At 68.7% G+C, this 14,349-nt stretch carries 16 protein-coding genes; all 16 read right to left on the minus strand.

What is annotated here, in order from left to right; genetic code table 11:
- Positions 1–48: 48 nt before the first annotated feature.
- Positions 49–627, minus strand: a complete 579-nt coding sequence (locus HT579_15350; GenBank protein ID QKS30178.1) for a hypothetical protein — start codon at positions 625–627, stop codon at positions 49–51.
- 195 nt (positions 628–822) lie between these two features.
- Positions 823–1,578 carry a thioredoxin domain-containing protein gene (locus HT579_15355; protein QKS30179.1) on the minus strand — a complete coding sequence of 252 codons (756 nt, stop codon included), beginning with the start codon at positions 1,576–1,578 and terminating at the stop codon, positions 823–825.
- 11 nt (positions 1,579–1,589) lie between these two features.
- Positions 1,590–4,496: a conjugative transfer ATPase gene (locus tag HT579_15360; protein QKS30180.1), complete on the minus strand. Its 2,907-nt coding sequence runs from the start codon at positions 4,494–4,496 to the stop codon at positions 1,590–1,592.
- Complete coding sequence (locus HT579_15365; GenBank protein QKS30181.1) at positions 4,496–4,930, minus strand: TIGR03751 family conjugal transfer lipoprotein; 435 nt, start codon at positions 4,928–4,930, stop codon at positions 4,496–4,498. Before HT579_15365 ends, HT579_15360 begins: the two co-directional genes overlap by 1 nt.
- Positions 4,911–6,380 (minus strand): TIGR03752 family integrating conjugative element protein, encoded by a 1,470-nt coding sequence (locus HT579_15370; protein ID QKS30182.1) that lies wholly within the window; start codon positions 6,378–6,380, stop codon positions 4,911–4,913. The genes HT579_15365 and HT579_15370 overlap by 20 nt, the downstream gene beginning before the upstream one ends.
- The gene (locus HT579_15375; protein QKS31661.1) at positions 6,370–7,284 is read right to left on the minus strand and encodes a TIGR03749 family integrating conjugative element protein; all 915 of its coding nucleotides are present in this window, start codon (positions 7,282–7,284) and stop codon (positions 6,370–6,372) included. Before HT579_15375 ends, HT579_15370 begins: the two co-directional genes overlap by 11 nt.
- Before the next feature lie 11 nt (positions 7,285–7,295).
- Positions 7,296–7,988 (minus strand): TIGR03746 family integrating conjugative element protein, encoded by a 693-nt coding sequence (locus HT579_15380; GenBank protein ID QKS30183.1) that lies wholly within the window; start codon positions 7,986–7,988, stop codon positions 7,296–7,298.
- Positions 7,985–8,413, minus strand: a complete 429-nt coding sequence (locus HT579_15385) for a TIGR03750 family conjugal transfer protein (GenBank protein QKS30184.1) — start codon at positions 8,411–8,413, stop codon at positions 7,985–7,987. Before HT579_15385 ends, HT579_15380 begins: the two co-directional genes overlap by 4 nt.
- A gap of 12 nt (positions 8,414–8,425) precedes the next feature.
- On the minus strand, positions 8,426–8,800 hold the full coding sequence (locus tag HT579_15390) for a TIGR03745 family integrating conjugative element membrane protein (GenBank protein QKS30185.1): 375 nt from the start codon (positions 8,798–8,800) through the stop codon (positions 8,426–8,428).
- 21 nt (positions 8,801–8,821) lie between these two features.
- Positions 8,822–9,061 carry a TIGR03758 family integrating conjugative element protein gene (locus HT579_15395; protein QKS30186.1) on the minus strand — a complete coding sequence of 80 codons (240 nt, stop codon included), beginning with the start codon at positions 9,059–9,061 and terminating at the stop codon, positions 8,822–8,824.
- Positions 9,058–9,444, minus strand: coding sequence for a conjugal transfer protein (locus HT579_15400; GenBank protein QKS30187.1), 387 nt, complete (start codon positions 9,442–9,444; stop codon positions 9,058–9,060). Before HT579_15400 ends, HT579_15395 begins: the two co-directional genes overlap by 4 nt.
- 113 nt (positions 9,445–9,557) lie before the next feature.
- A complete protein-coding gene (locus tag HT579_15405) occupies positions 9,558–10,307 on the minus strand; it encodes a TIGR03747 family integrating conjugative element membrane protein (protein QKS30188.1) in 750 nt (249 codons plus the stop codon).
- Positions 10,304–12,463: a type IV conjugative transfer system coupling protein TraD gene (gene traD / locus HT579_15410; GenBank protein QKS30189.1), complete on the minus strand. Its 2,160-nt coding sequence runs from the start codon at positions 12,461–12,463 to the stop codon at positions 10,304–10,306. The genes HT579_15405 and traD overlap by 4 nt, the downstream gene beginning before the upstream one ends.
- 20 nt (positions 12,464–12,483) lie before the next feature.
- Positions 12,484–13,038 carry an integrating conjugative element protein gene (locus tag HT579_15415; protein QKS30190.1) on the minus strand — a complete coding sequence of 185 codons (555 nt, stop codon included), beginning with the start codon at positions 13,036–13,038 and terminating at the stop codon, positions 12,484–12,486.
- Entirely contained in the window at positions 13,035–13,634 is a 600-nt protein-coding gene (locus HT579_15420; protein ID QKS30191.1) for a transglycosylase SLT domain-containing protein, read from the minus strand. The genes HT579_15415 and HT579_15420 overlap by 4 nt, the downstream gene beginning before the upstream one ends.
- On the minus strand, positions 13,619–14,341 hold the full coding sequence (locus HT579_15425; protein QKS30192.1) for a TIGR03759 family integrating conjugative element protein: 723 nt from the start codon (positions 14,339–14,341) through the stop codon (positions 13,619–13,621). Before HT579_15425 ends, HT579_15420 begins: the two co-directional genes overlap by 16 nt.
- Positions 14,342–14,349 lie beyond the last annotated feature (8 nt).

Below are 14,349 nucleotides of genomic sequence, written 5' to 3' on the forward strand. Positions count from 1 at the left end.
CGCAACCAGTGCAAGGAAGAAGAACGGGAGCCGAAGCTCCCGTGGGGATCAGGCAACCGCAGCCACTACAGCCTGAATGGCTCGGCGGGCATGGGCCTGCCAAAACGGATCGACCAGCCGGCCGGCGAGTACGCGGGCACGCAGGCGCAGGCCTTCGGCCGTGCTGTAGTTGTCCCAGCCGGCTTCGTAGGAAGCTTCGCCACTCAGGTCATCGACCTGATTGGCAACGGCGGCCGCTTCCTCGTTCGACGTGATGGGTTCGGACCAGCGGATGCCCGCGCCCCACACCTGCCCGGTGAGGACGAGGCGATCTAGGGAATCGCGCACGAGGATCAGTTCCGGCCGGAAGCCCACGGCGTCGGTGTCCGAGTTCAAGTCGAACTCGTCTTCGGACACGCAGGCAAGGGCCAGCGCCATCGCGTCCTCGATCAGGCCGCGTTGGCCGAGTTCGAGGACGGAGGGCATCCAGTAGGTGCCGTAGATCGGATCGTCTTCGGGATACCCGACGTAGCCCTGGCAGGTGACCGTGAATTGACGCCAGAACACATCCTCGCGGATGAGGGTTCCGGCGCGGTAAGGCGTGGCCACGAAGGTCACGCCGTCGACAACATGGGTCTTGGGTTGCATGGCAGTCTCCAAAGAAGAGTTGCGGGAGCGCATGCAGCCCCTGCGGGCGTGGGCGACCCGCGTGGGATGAACAACAAGCGAAGGAAGAACGGGCATCCACCACCGCAGCGCGACGGCTGTTCGCGTCGAGGGATGCAAGGCGAACGGGATGATCAGCGCGGCCAGGGCCGCGTCGTAGCCCTTGAAGATCGGGGGCTACCTGGGCATGTCGCCGAGAGACTCGGCAGGCATTTCCTTCGATGCGGTCTCGGTGGTGCCGCCGGCTGCCAGCAGGTCGATGGCCGACAACAGCGCATCGCCTTCGACCGGGCCATGCAGCACCAGCGTCTTGCCGGACTGGCGGTCCTGCAGGCGCAGCGTGGGCGTGACCTTGATGCCCTCCTGCGCCGCGCTCGCCGACTGCGCGCGAATCAGCGCGTCGGGGTGGTCGCTGTCGAGGCACTGCTGGGCGGCCTGCGTGATGCCGGGATAACCTAGATCCTCGGGGAGGCCCTGGCCGTCGCCGCGCGTGTGCGCGTAGACCCATTCGACTGCTTGCCAGAACGCGGCTCGGCCGCCAGCCTCGCCGACGCATTCGACCAGGCGCGCGTTGGCAGTCGCGGCCGGCTCGTGCGTCGTCAGCGGCAGGTGGTGCCACTGCCAGTTCACCTCGGGGTGAGCATCGATCCACTGCTTGAGCACTGCGAAGTACGCCCGGCAGAACGGACATTCGAGGTCGGCGTACTCCACCACCGTAAAGCGTGCATCGTCGCGGCCATAGCGCCAAGGCGGGCCGGCCGTGGATGTGGGCGCCGGCGTGGGCGTCGGGTTGAACTCGGCCGACGTCGAAGCGTCTTTGGCGATCGGCGCCTGCGGCTGCGTGCCGAGCCAGGCCGCCGCGATCAGCGCGACGACGAGCAGCACAGCGACCAATGCGACGGAGCGGGATGGAATGAAGCGAGCGACCTGCATGGTGTTCTCCCTCACGCCAGCGCATCGAGCGCCAGCGACGCGATGCCGCGGGCGCGATCGATCTTCTCGGCGATCCTGAAAGCGGCATCCAGCTCGCCGATGCCGTACTGCTGCATCAACTGAAAGCGTTCCGCCTTCTCTTCCGGCTCGGTCTGAGCCAGTGCCAGGTAGAGGCTGGGCGGCACCGCGCGGAACAGCACTTCCATGCTCTTGGAGAGGATCACGCCCTCGGTGAACTTGCCCGCCTCTTTGCGGGCCGACAGCATCAGCGCCTTCTGTGCCGGATTCAGCTCGCGGAAGCGCGCGATCTTCTCCACCTCGTCCGGTGGCATCGACAGGCAGATCCACCACTCGATCATGTTCAACATGGGCTCGGCGGCCTTGGGCAGGTCGTCGATGTTCTGCGTCGCCAGCCAGTACCAGGCGCCGAGCTTGCGCCACATCTTCGTGATCTTCACGACGTAGGGCGCGAGCAGCGGATTCTTCGTGATGATGTGGCCTTCGTCCGTCACGTTGATGATCGGGCGGCCCAGGAATTGATCGCGCTCGGCGATGTTGTTGACCGTGTTGATCAGCGAGATGTAGGCGATGGAAAGCTGCGCGTTGTAGCCCTCGCGCGCGAAGGCGGCGAGGTCCACGATGGTGATGTCGGCCTCGGGCCACGGCGTGCCGGGCCGGTCGAACATCTCGCCGTCCACGCCCTGGCAGAACATATCCATCGCGTCCGCCATCTCCAGCAGCCGCGCGCGTCGCCCCTCGGGCAGCGACGTGTCGCGGGCGCGCTCGCGCAGCGCATCGCGCACGTCCCGCGTCAGCGCCGTGCGCCGTTCGGCCACGCAACGCTGGGCGGCGTCGAGGATGCACTGGCGGATCAGGCTGCGGTCGGCACGCGTCATGCGCGCTTCTTCCTTGTCCTCGCCGCCGGTGATCATCAGCCGCGCGGTGATCTCCAGTTCGCCGAGCACGTCGCGCTGCTCGTCCACTTCCTCACTGCGGCTTGCCGCCTGCGCTGCGGGCTCCTGGTCCTCGTCCAGCGCATCGGCATCCAGCGTCTGCACCTGGCTCGGCGTATCGACCAGCCGGTGCGCATCCGCAAATGGCGCGAGGCTGACGCCTGCGCCGGGCGCGAGCTTCACGCGATGCACCTTGAGGCCCAGCCGCGTGGCGAAGTCGCCGAACAAGCCGAAGCTGTTGCCGGCCTCCACGATGAACAGGCGCGGCCGGTAGATCGCCGTGACCTGGTTGAGGATGTTGTTGAGCGTCGCGCTCTTGCCCGAGCCGGTGGGGCCGAACAGGAAGAGATGCGCGTTCATCTGCCGGTCGAGTCGGTTCAGCGGATCGAAGGTGATCGGCCCGCCGCCACGGTTGAAGAACGTGATGCCCGGATGCCCCGTGCCCTGGCTACGGCCCCACACCGGCGCGAGGTTCGCGGCATGCTGCGCGAACATCAGTTGCGTGTACCACTGGCGCTTGTCGGAGGCTGGATCGAACACGCAGGGAAGCGAGCGCAGGTAGCTGTTGAGCGGCGCCACCTCGTCCTCCTCGCGCACGGGCTGCAGGCCCGCGTTGAGCATCACGTTGACCAGTTGCAGGCCGCGGGCGTCGAGCTGCGCGAGGTCGCGCCCGCGCAGGTAGAAGGCCAGCGCACCGCGGTAGAGCTTGTGCGCGCTACCGATCAGACCACGCGCTTCTTGCACGTCGCGGCGCGTCTGCTCCGAGGCGAGCGTCTCGCCGACCGACTTCTTGCTCAGGTGGTTCAGGTGCGCTTCGAGCACGTCCTGCGGCGTCGCGACGACCGTCAGGCACATCACCGTGTCCTCGGGCATCTGGTCGAACAGCGCATTGACCGCATCGCCGCCCTTGCGAGTCTCGCCGGTGACATGGCCGGTGGCGGGCGGCATGCGCAGCCGGTCCATCACGATGACCCGGTGCGGCATGCCGTCGAAGAGCCAGGTGCCGTTCGCCACGTCCGAGCGCGGCTGGCCGAAGAACAGGCGCTGCGCGAAGTCGCCACTTGCAAGCTCCATCTCCAGCTCGATTTCGCCGTCTTCGGCTTCCTCGGGATAGCGCGTGAGCGCATAGAAGCGCTCGCGGTCGTCGGCGCTGGGGCCGAGCGGCGTCGGGTGTGGGTTGAACCAGCGCAGCAGCCAGTCGTGGATGTCGGCCGCCGCCATGCGGCGGGACTTCACGCCCGCATTGGCGAGACCCCCGGCGAGCCGGTCGCAGATCGTCGTCAGCGCCTGCTCGGGCGACTGGCCGCGCCGCGATGCGGTCGCCGCGTTCGCGCGCCGGTAGACCACCATGCGCACACGCCGGACCTGGCCGCGCCACGGCAGGCGCGTCACCGTCGTGTCCTCGAACAGCCCGCCGGGCTTGGAGATGGCGCGCAGGTGATGCCCGAAGAACCGCAGGTAGAAGTCCGTGAAGGCACTGCCCTGGGCGCGCGGCCTCACATAGTCCGCCAGCCCGCGCAGGTAGTTGTCCCAGGTCGATTCGTCCTGGGCATAGAGCTGCACCACCCAGGGGTTCTCGTCGAGTTCGTCGAAAGAGTCCTGCAGCGCGTTCTCCAACGCATCGCGTGCCTGCCACAGCCAGGCCATCTCGCGGCCCTCGGTGCCCACCGGCGCCAGCTCGAAGAAGCCCGCGACCGACTGGCCGTCTTCCAGCAGCATGCTCTTGGAACCCGGCAGATACTCCACCCACGGGAGCAGATCGGCGAAGGACGGTGACACGCCATAGAGGGCCTGCATATCCGCCTCGGTGGCCGGACGACGCGGCCGGTCGGCTGCTGCTTTGCCTGGCTCCGGGATGCCGTGCGCTGCGAGCGTCGTCACGTGCCGCGACCAGGCATCCTCGCCCTGCGGGTCAGAGCCAGCCAATGCGAGGGCCTTGCGCGGCCAGGGCAAGGTCCAGGCCATCAGTAGTCCTCCAGGCGCTCGCCAGGCATGGCGTACTGCACCCGCTGGTACAAGGGAAAGACGGTGGTGTAGCCGGGCACGGGCACCGGATCGCTGCCGGCCAGGTGCGGGAACACGTACATCACCAGGTCCGGGTTCGGCAGTCGGTGGAACTGGCGGTAGATCTCGTTGGCCGCGGTGCGCGTGTAGGCGGCAGCGGCGGCAGGCGCTGCCTGCGTATCGGCCTCGCTCAGCGCCCGGCGCAGGTCCTGGCGCGCGTCGAGCAGTTGCCGGGCAGCTTGTCCGCCACCGGCGCTGCCGCCCGTCTCCTGGGTCCACACATCGAGCATCGTGTAATCGCCGTGCGGTAGCAGCTTGTCCTTGCTAGTGGCGCAGCCGCCCAGCACTCCGACCGCGCACAGGACCGCGACCGATTCAATCCAAATCCGACGCATGCTTGCCTCCGATGCGGTGATTGACCCGACGCCCCTTAGCGTCGTAGTCGATGTTGAGCGGCTGCTCCAGGTGCACGGCGACCTTGGCGCCGGGGCGCACGTAGACCGCGGCGAAGGCCTGGCCGTAGAGCTTGTTGACCCAATCAGCCATGTCGCGCACGCCACCGGCCAAGATGCGGCCCATCGCCTCGTTGCCGCTGATACCCACCGTGCCGAGCGAGCCGTTGTTGTTGGCGACCACGGCCACGCTGCCGTTGTCCGACTTGATCAGTGACGCCGCGCCGGCCCCAGCCGCCGTGATGAGGGCCTGCGAGCCCAGGTACTGCTGCGCGTTGCTGCGCCGTTCACCGCTGACGCAAGGAATGCCGTAGGGGTCGCTGATCCAGCCCAGGCCGCCGTGCGTGGTGCTGTTGGCGCTGCTGCCCGACCCGCTGCCGTTCTGGTTCCGGTTGCCGTCCTCCGGCATGGTGCGCACCGTCCCGTCGTTGAAGACGAACGTCACCGAGCGAATCTGGCCGCGCACGCAGGAAAGCGTCCAATCGCCGGAGGCCGTGCCGCTGACCACCGCACCGGCCACGTCGGGAATGTCGATGCCGTTGGCGGTCAGGTTGTCCGGCCCAATCAGCACCTTGAACGGATACGGGTCATTGACCGTGCCGTCGATCGGCACGCGGCCGATCAGCGCGGTCATCGCGATCGAGCCCATCAGCGTCGAGTTCGACGGCACCGTGTAGACCGGCTTGGCCGACGCGCCCACGGTGCGGCTGCCGGCGTCCGCCACGGTGCTTGCCACGCTGTCGGCCGTGTCGGAGAGCGTCTTCTGCGCCGGCCCGAAGCTCGTCGGGAAGTTCAGGCCACCGCTGCCGCCGTTCTTCGCCGAGGGCTTCGCGTCGTCGGGCTCCACCCAGCGCGTGCCATTGGCGCTGCGCGCGGCACCCCCCTGGGTGCCGCCGAAGCCCTTGCCGTCGCCTTCTTCCAGACCGAGGCCCACCGGAAGGTCGGCCTGGCCGCCTTTGCCGGAGAGGCCATCCAGGCGCCGCTGCAGGTCTTGCAGCAGGCCCTGGGTCTGCTGGCGGTCGCTGGAGAGTTGCTCGCGGTCCTGCTGTAGGCGGCCACGCTCGCCGTCCAGCGCGGACTGGATGCGTTGGTCGATCGCGCTTTCCCGCGCGCGCATGCGCTCGTTCTCGGTCTTCTGGTTCTTGTTGTCGTTGAGCGCCGTCTGCAGCTCGTTGCGCAACTGCTTGACCTGGGCCACCAGCGTCGCGACGGTATCGCGCGGCGTGTCGCCCTCGATGCCCAGCGCCTTCATCTCCTCGGGCGTGAGCGAGTTGGCGGCGCTGGCGGGCGCGGGCTTGGCGCCACGATCACCGGAGAACAGCTTGATGCCGACGAACAGCAGCACCAGCGCCATCGGGATCAGCAGCCATTTGAGGAGGGGGTTACTTTTCATGGCGGGCACCTCCTTCGGCCTGGCCGGCCGCCGCTGCCGGCGGCAGGTTCACCGTCGCGTCGATCGGTGAGAGCTTGGGCAGCAGCGACTCGGCCAGGCCGTGGCCACGGGTAACGAGGTAGACCACCGTCATGTCGGCGGCGCGTCCGGCCGGCGCCAGGTTCGGGTGCTGGAAGGTCGCGGCGAGGAAGTCGCCCTGCAATGCGCGTGGGTCCAGGTCGAGCCAGCGACCGGAGGTGTTGGTGAGCTTCACGGCCGTCACCCACTGGTCTTCGAGCCGCCATGCGGCCAGCGCCTGCGCACGCACCGGCAGCGTGGGCAGCAAGGTCGAAAGCTCCAGAGTGCGCCGCAGGTTGACGCGGCCGATGCCGGGGACGGGTTCCACGGTGCGCAGCGGCGCATAGAGGTTCTGCGCCGCATAGCGCGTGAGCACGACGGCCACCGGCGTGGCGCGCTTCGCAGTGACTGCTGTGCGCTGCGCATCGTCGTCCGTCGTCGCAGCCGGCTTGGCCGGCTCGCCGTAGCGGGTGGTCGGTACATCGCTCTCGACGATGCGAACTGGTTCGAGCGCAGGCTGGCCCGCCTTCGCCGGCTCGGCCGCGATGTCCAGCAGGATCAGCGCGCCCGACTCCACGTCCTGCAGTTGCAGTCGCGTGGGCGCGATCGGCGCATTGGCGCGCAGGTAGATCGCCCCACCGGCGCTCTGCACGCGCAACTGCTCGCCGACGCCTGCCGGCACGCCGATGCGGACGTTGCGCTCGATGAACACCACGCGCTCCTGGCCGACCACCAGCGGCACCGCGAGCGGCAGCCGCTCCCAGCGCAGGATTTCGATGGCATGGGCCGCAGGCACGAGGGCCAGGCACAGCAGCAGGCCGGCCAGGGCCGCAGCGAACGGGCGCATCACGAAGGGCTTCATGGGGTGTCTCCCTGCAAGTTGGAGCCGGCGCTCGCGGCCCTGCCGGGCGGTGCCGGGGGCGGCGGGGTTTCGATGCGTTCCGGCGCGCGCGCATGGCAGTCCAGCGCCAGGCCGAACGGGTTGCGCTCGGGGTCCACGTCCATGCGCACGACCTTGAGTGCATAGCGCACGAGCGCGCGCTTGACCTGCTCGGCGCCCAGGTACTCGTCCGCGCTCACGTCCAGCGTGACGACCCAGTTGTTGGTCGACACGGTTTGCACGCGCGCGGCCGGGTCGTCGCCGTAACCACGGCCGGGAATCTCGTAGATGCCGCGCACGCGCTGGCGCAGTTCGCCGTTGCTGCGCCGAAACTCGAAGTCCTGCTGCAGGAAGGCGCGGCAGCTCGGCGTGAAGTAGGCCGACAGCGCATGCAGGTTGCGCGGGTAGTCCTGCTCGCCGTTGGTCGGCCAGCGTTGGGCCTGCTGCCAGATGTAGAAGGTGAAGGCGTAGACGCTCTCCGGCGGCACGTCCCACCACTTACGGGTGCTGCCCGAGCGCAGGTCGGGCGGCACGTGGATGGTGAGGCTCTTGGGTGCGCTCCACCATCCGAAGCCGAGCAGCAACGCCATGACGAACAGCGCGGCGCCGGCCAGACGCAAGGTTTTCACGTGCGCCTGCAGGTGTGCGACCTCGTTCTTGAATCGGCTCATGCTGTACCTCGACGCAGGGACGGGTTGGGCCGCAGGCGCCGCGTGGACCACCAGCCCGAACGGGTGATGAGCTGGCCCCCGCCCGCATGCGCTGCCAGCGCGGGGTAGCGCAGCACGAGGCGCCACTGGAGCTGGCGGTACAGCCAGGTGTCGGGCCGGCCGCGCTTCCACCGCCGCAGCAGGCCACCGCCCACGAAGACGCCGATACCGATGCCGGCGACGATCAGCGTGGGCACCATCGCGATGCTGTGCGTGAGCCAGGCCAGCGGCACGCCGGCCACGAGGCCGGCCGCACCGGACAGGCCGGCGCAGACCCACAGCTCGTCGGCCGTGAGCCCGCGCACGACCACCGGATGGCGGTTGAGGCGATGCGGCAAGAAGGTCACGAGCCCATCGCGCGACGGGCTCTCCAGGGCGCCGGCCATCGTTGCCGGTCCTTACAGGACGCCGGTGGCCTTGGTCAGCAACCAGATACCGACAACCAACAAGATCGCGCCCACTGCCACGGTCAGCCCGAACTGGCCCCACGTCGCGCGGCCGGTGTGAATCTCGGCGTAGCGGGTGTAAGCGTGGTAGCAGACGCCCACGAACATCGAGGCCACGACGAGCAGCGCAATCAGCAGCACGATGTCGTAGCCATAGTTCTGCAGCGTCTGCATGATGCCGCTGCCGGTGCCGCGCGACGGATCTTCCAGCGTGGGAAGAGCGGCGAACGACTGCGACGGCATGGCGGCAATGCCCAGCGGGATGAGCAGCGCAGCGATGCGCGCAGGCCGTGCAGCGAGACGGTGAAGAGTCGGGGAAGCGTTCATGGCGATACACCTTTCATGGGGTCAGGACAGGAGGAAAAAACCCAGCACCAGGTACATCGCGACGAAGCGCACGATGACGCCGAGGAACTGGCGTTGGGTCAGGTGGTGCTCGGCCCAGCCGACATAGGCGGTGCGCATCGCCCACACGCCCCACAGCAGCAGGACGGCGAAGACGAAACCGAGCACGACGGCGGAGACGGCCCCGGGCGCAAAGCCTCCGTTGGCCGTGAAGGCGGCAACCTGGTCGGAGGAAGGCGTCATGGTGACGGCGCCTCCTTGTCGGGGGTCGCGTTGCTGCGCGTGTAGTCGCCGGCCAGCGGCACGGGATCACGCGGCTGGGCGCGTTGCGGAACGAGGTAGTCGCGCACGCCGGCGCGCACGCGCTCCAGGTCGGCACGCAGCCGCGCGTAGTCGAAGTGGTAGCGAGTACGCCCCTGCGGCGCGGTGGCAGCGGCGTGCTCGGCGAAGCGGTCCAGCAGTTCGAGCTGGCGCGTCACTGCGGCGAGCATCTCGCGTTCCGCGGCGTCGTCGGAGGCGTCGGCGGCGATGGCGGGCTGCAATCCGGCAGCGGCAAGCACAAGCGCGGCAAGGCGCATCGCGACGGCAAAGCGCCGAACCTGCGCGGGATTGCGAGTGGTTTCCATCGAGCCGTTCTCCGAGGGATGCGGATGGCTCGATGCTCAAACGGCCAGTCTTCCGGCGCCGCAATCAATCGGAACCGGCCAACCACCGCTTTCCGCGGCGAAGGCCGATGCGGCTACAGGTACTTCTTGAAGGTCGCCGACGCGATACACACGGCCACGCCGAGCAGCGCCGCGCTGGGCAGCAGGATCAGCAGCGGATGCACGCTGACCGGCAGCGCGAGGTAGGTGACCCAGGGCAGCACCGCCAGCGGCATCAGGCTGGCCCTGGCCCGGTGGTAGACAAATCCCGATTCGCGCCCGGCGCCGAAGCCGCGCACGTCACGGCGCACCAGGCCGTCGACCAGGCCGGTGAACGCGGCCATCAGGAACAGCGGCAAGGTCAGGATCAGCACCAGGAGCCGCACGAGGAACACCAGCACGGTGTAGGCCGAGGCGATCAGGTAGCTCTCGACGTGCACGTAGAGCTGCGCGATGTAGTAGCGGAAGTCCCGCACCTGGCTGTGCGCACCGGCGCGTGATTGCGCCGCGGCGTCGCGTATCCAGTCCAACAGCCCGGTCTTCACGAACAGCCCTTGGTAGGCCCACTCGATGAGCTGGCGCGCACTGCGCCCCGGCTCCTGCACCAGCACGCTTTGCGTGAAATGTTCCGAGACCTGCGATACCTCATAGTTCAGCATGCCCTGGGCATGACGCCAGCCCTGCTCGGGCCAGAGGAAGTGCATGCCGAGACACTCGATCACGATGCACAGCAGGAGCGAGCCGATCAACACACCGAACAGCCGAAACGGCAGCGTCACCAGCCCCGCGATCAGGCCCTGCTGGCGAACCTGCTGGCGTTGGACGGCGACGGCAGGGTCGCTCATGCCATGGTCCCTTCGTCCATGCTCGCCATCTGCTTGAAGTCCGCCAGCAGATCGTCGGGCAGCGCCTGGTCTTGCAAGCCAGGGAGACCCTTGTTATCCCACCAGTCACCGGCCTCGACGTAGTGCTGCCGCATGTAGCCGGCCAGTTCCTGCAGATCCTTGGGCATGGTCTCGTCGGGGTCGGGCGCTGGCAAGGGCATGCGCACCTTCCACAGGTGGCCCCCCTCGATCAGCGCGAAGCACTGCCCCTTGGGCAGGCCGACGACGTGCGCCGGTTCGATCAGCGGCACGCTGTTGCTGCTGATGCGGTCCTGCGTGTTGGACGTGAACGCAGTGTTGCCGGTCGGATCGGAGCTGTCGGTGGCGCCGCTCATCACCGTCGTCGTGTAGACCTCGACCTTGGGCAGTTGCCGCGTCAGCAACTCGGCCGTGGCGGTCTCGCGCACGCGCAGCATGAACAGGTTGTTGAAGTTGCCCACCACCTGGCTCGCCTTCGCACGATTGCCGATGCGCGCCTCGATGTCCGAGAGGGTCTGCGTGTAGGCCGTGACCTGCACGCCTGCACCGCCGCCCTTGTTGACCATCGGGATGAACTCGTCGCCCATGAGTTCGTTGAACTCGTCGGCGTGCACGTTGATCGGCACCTTCACGCCCGTCGCGGCACTCGGCAGGCCGTCGTCGATGCCGAACTTGTAGATGTGGCCGGCCACCGATACGAGATCGCTGAACATCGAGTTGCCGACAGCCGCCGCCACCTCGGCATCGGACAGCGCGTCGAGCCCGACATAGACAATGGCCCGCTTCCTGATGATCTGCATCCAGTCGAAGATCGGCCGCGGGTCGCTCAGGTCCGAGTAGTTCGGCGCGAGCAACTGCGCGATCTTTCCCGTGGTCAGCTTCTCCAGCAGCGGCAACAGCGACGCAACGATCTTGTCGAAGTACGTCCTGTCGTAGCGCACCGCGCTGCGCAGGCCGTCGAGCACCGGGTCGTAGATGCGCACCTGCGACAGGTACTGCTCCAGCGCGATGACGCGCTTCTCGCGCCCGATCATGTTGCGAGGGATGTTCTTGTCGTTCAGCTTGGCTTCGAGCTGGACGACGACCTCCCAGGCCTTCGGCTCGTTCTTGGCGAAGTAGTGCTGCGCGTACTCGATGAACAGCGCATCGATGTTGATGACGTGTCGCTGGATCAGCAGGTAGTCGGGCCGCTGCCCCAACTCCACCAAGGCCCGCGCGATGATGTTGACGAAGCGCCAGGCGAACTCGCGGAACGCCGCGCTGTTGCCTTCACCGGAGAGCTGACCCGCGATGCGCGTGGCGACTTCCGAGATGCGCCCGAAGCGCCCCACCGCGTTGTAGCGGGCGCTGATATCCGGCCATCCGAGGTGGAAGACATAGAACTCGCCTTCGCGCCCGGCGCGCTTGGCCTCCACGTACATGCGCTTCAAGAGGTCCGCGTCGCCTTTGGGGTCGAAGACGATCACGACCTCGTGCTGCCCATTGACCTTGCGCCGGATGTCCTGCGTGATGAACAGCTCGGCCAGGCGGGTCTTGCCGACGCGCGTGGTGCCGAGCACGAGCGAATGACCGACACGCTCGGCCAGCGGAAGCGTCACGTCGACCTCGTGCGGCTCGATGCCGTGCAGGCGAGGCATACCGCCCACCGGTGGCAGTGGACGCGCCGGGTTGAGCGGGCTGTCCCAGGCCAGCGCCTTCGCCAGTTTCGAGAGCGGGTACGGCGCGAACTCCAGGCGCTCTTCCATGCGCCGCGCCGCCCGGTAAGTCACGGTCGGCTCGACGTAGCGGCGGAACTCCGGCCGGTAGGTCTGCATCAGCCGGTGCGTGTGACGCTGGTCCCAGCGAAAGCCCCGGCCGACGAAGAGCCGCTGCTGGCTGACCGGCATGTCGCGGCTGGTCATCACGTAGCGCGGCAGACGCCGGATGTTGCGCCGGTAGCGCAGGATGGCCCAGGCGTCGTGGAAGCGCAGCGCGCCGAAGGTGAGGAAGGCCAGCGCGCTGCCCAGGCCCAGCAAGGGGCTCAGCGCGAGCGACCACGGGGCCACCAGGCACAGAATCGCGGCGCCCGCACAGACCGCGACGGTGTATAGCTCCACCGCTGGCCGCAGCAAGACTTCGACGGCTTGGGACTGGGCCATGGCGTGCGCTTCACGTCACATCAGGGCTCGATGCCGGTCGCAGTGATCAGCACCGGGTAGTGCTGGATGCTCAGGCGCTGCGCCAGCTCGTCGCCCGAGGCCGGCGACAACATCAAGTTCGGCGCAAGGCGGCGCAAGGCGGCCAGTGCTTCGGGCGTCGCCACGTTGACCACCAGGCCCACGGCGCGCAGTGCCTGCAGGTCCGCGCGCCGTTGCTTGAGCCAGGCGCGTGAACGGTCGTCGTCGCCGACCAGGAACAGCGGCGTCAGGCCGGGCGCGCGGATCACGCGGCGCGGCTCGTCGCCCGGTGAAAGACGCACCGAGCGCACCGGCAGCATGGCCGCCTCGGCATCGGCCGGGCCGCCGATGCGCGGCGCCGGTTGCGGCGTGGCCGGCTGGCCGGGCTGCGCATCCTGCGGGTTCAAGGCCCGGTAGTACGGCAACGCCGAGGCGCCACCCTTGTCCTCGACCACGATCAGCGGCGGGGAACTGTTCTTGGTGGCGGGAGCGCGGTCCTGCGCGTCGGCGGTGGCGGCCAGCAGCGCCGCAGTCGCGGCAAGGAAGATGCGGTTCATGGCATGGGGCTCCGGGCAGAAGGAAGTGAAGCGCCCGGACCGAGCACGCGGGTCAGGTGCTGGTGGACGCTGCGGCGGTAGCGGGCGGCTGGCGCTCCGCCCGCAGGCCGGTGGTAGCGGCCGATGGCAACCAGCCAGTCCTCGCCCGGCGTGTGCTGCTCCTGCAGGATTTCCACGGCGATGGCGAGGTTGCGGTATGGGTCGAGCAGATCGCAGGGATGCTCGTAGCGGTGCGCGTGGTAGCCGAGGTTGACCTGGCCGAGGCCGACGTCGATGCGGTTGGCCGGCGTGCGGGCGAGCGCCCGGCGGATGCCCGCGCAGGCCTCGGCCCGTGTGGCGTAGCGTTCGGCGCGTCCGGCGACGTTGAGCGTCCACGGCCAGGGGATGAGACGGCCGCGCAGCCGTGCGCCGCTCTCCTGCAGCGCCACCGCGTACAGCACCGGCGACGGCACGCCCGCCTGCTGGGCGGCGAGCTGGTAGGCGGGTGGCGGCACCTCCTGGCCGAAGGCGATGGCCGTGCAGGCGCAGAGCACCAGGGCCAGTGCCGCGCGGCCGGCGCGGCGAGCCAAGCTCGTTGCCGTTATTGCCGCTGCCATTGGCCGTTGACCTCGCGCACCACGGCGGGCAGATCGCCAGGCAGGCCGAGCGACAGCCAACGCCCTGCGTCATGGTTGAGCGTGATGGTGCGCGAGCGCACGCGGCCGGCATCGATGCCGGCCTGCGTCGCCCACTGGCGGATGCGGGCGTCTTCCTGGCGGCTGCCGACCATGTAGAGGTCGAAGGCGGTGCCGGCCGCCTGCAACTGGCGCACGCGCTGGTCGCACGGCGGGCACTCGGCTTTCACGAAGACAGCCAGCCGGCCCGAGCCCCGGTTGCCGGCGCCCGGCGCCTTCGCGCCCGGCATGCTCACGCGCTGCTGCCCCGGATAGAGCCGCTTCCAGGCCGCGTCGTAGGCCCGCTGGTACGCCAGCGTCTTGCCCACGCGCTTCGATTCCGCCTGCACCTGCAGTTCCGCATAGCGGTTGCGTTCCTCGTCGCTGCGCGCCTCGATGCCCAGCGCCGTCAGCGGATCGAGGTTCGGGGAGTAGATGCCCAGCGGCCCCTGCATCAGTTGCCGGTAGCGCGCCCACTCTTCGGGGCGCAGGCCCCAATCGCGCGCCGGGCGCTCGTCCAGCGCGGCGTCGCTGCTGTTCTGCACCTGGGCCGGAACGGTGCGCGAGGAAGCGACGGGCGCCGACTGCGCCGAGGCCGTGCCTGCGACAACAGCGAGGAAGGCGGCCAAGCAGATCGCAGCGTGCTTCATATCCGGCT

It is taken from the genome of Candidatus Accumulibacter similis (genome assembly GCA_013347225.1).
In the GTDB taxonomy this organism is placed as follows: Bacteria; Pseudomonadota; Gammaproteobacteria; order Burkholderiales; family Rhodocyclaceae; genus Accumulibacter; species Accumulibacter similis.